This window comes from Oleiphilus sp. HI0123 (assembly GCF_001635315.1).
The window spans coordinates 1-1,453 of record NZ_LWGE01000069.1; the positions used below are offsets into that span (position 1 = coordinate 1).

At 44.0% G+C, this 1,453-nt stretch carries 2 protein-coding genes; both read left to right on the top strand.

The annotated features are described in order from the left end of the window. Entirely contained in the window at window positions 1-618 is a 618-nt protein-coding gene (gene rlmE / locus A3761_RS00760; protein ID WP_068515313.1) for a 23S rRNA (uridine(2552)-2'-O)-methyltransferase RlmE, read from the top strand. A gap of 223 nt (window positions 619-841) precedes the next feature. After that, the coding region (locus A3761_RS00765) for an ATP-dependent metallopeptidase FtsH/Yme1/Tma family protein (protein WP_304439559.1) at window positions 842-1,453 on the top strand (612 nt) is incomplete at its 3' end.

Below are 1,453 nucleotides of genomic sequence, written 5' to 3' on the forward strand. Positions count from 1 at the left end.
ATGGCTCGTTCAAAATCAAGTTCCAAGTGGTTGAAAGAGCACTTCGATGATCAGTATGTAAAACAGTCACAGGAAGATGGGTATCGTTCTCGTGCCAGCTACAAATTGTTAGAGATTCAAAAAAAAGACCGCCTGTTTAAGCCGGGTATGACGGTGATTGACCTGGGGGCAGCGCCTGGTGGTTGGACTCAGGTAGCGCAAGAGCTGGTTGGGCCAAGTGGAAAGGTAATCGCTAGCGATATTTTATCTATGGATGCCTTGCCTGATGTGACTTTTGTTCAGGGTGACTTTACTGAAGAAGACGTGTTTGATCGTCTTATGGCAGAAATTGATGGTCAAGTAGACCTTGTAATCTCAGATATGGCCCCCAATATGAGTGGGAATGCTGCTTCTGATATACCCAATGCGATGTATCTGGTTGAGTTAGCTCTGGATATGGCGCGACAAACTTTAAAACCTAATGGCGCATTTATCGCTAAGGTTTTTCAGGGGGAGGGCTTTGACTCCTTGATTGGAGATATGCGACAGATGTTTACTAAGGTATATAGCCGTAAGCCGGACGCTTCAAGGGCCCGCTCGCGGGAAATCTATCAAGTAGGTGTTGGGTTTAAGGGTTGAATGCCTTACAAATTAAAGGTGTTTAAAACTCCTGTCAGGGCATAGCTATTTAAGAAATCAGGCGGTATATTGAGCCACTTTGGTTTTGCTTTGTTGTCGACTTATGTCGTGTAAGTTTTGAAATGTCTCGGAATATTATTTCGGGAAATACTAAATTAGTTTGTTTAATCGTAAATTAAGTATCTAAAGATACTGGTAAAAGAGGGATTCTCCTTTGAATGACATGGTAAAAAACCTGGTTCTGTGGTTGGTGATAGCAGCAGTTTTGTTGACAGTGTTTAACAACTTCAATGGCCAACAAAAAGTGAAGCCAATGGACTATTCACAATTCATAGAATTAGTTCAAGGGGGGCAGGTTAAGGAAGTTGCCATTGATGGTTTGCACTTTGATGTGGTGACGACCGATGGGCGTCATTATGAAACCGTTCGTCCAATGGTTGAAGACCCTGGCTTAATGCATGACCTGATTGAGAACAAGGTTCGGGTTGTTGGTAAGGAGCCAGAGCAGCAAAGTATTTGGACTCAGCTGCTAGTCGCTTCATTCCCTATTCTTGTCATTATCGCTGTATTTATGTTTTTTATGCGCCAGATGCAGGGCGGCGGTGGCGGCAAGGGACCAATGTCGTTCGGTAAGAGTAAAGCTCGTTTAATGAGTGAAGACCAAATTAAGACAACCTTTGCTGATGTGGCCGGTGTTGATGAAGCTAAAGAAGATGTTAAAGAGCTTGTAGAGTTTTTGCGGGATCCAAGCAAATTTCAACGCTTGGGTGGCAAGATTCCACGTGGCGTATTGATGGTTGGTCAGCCGGGTACCGGTAAGACATTGCTTGCCAAG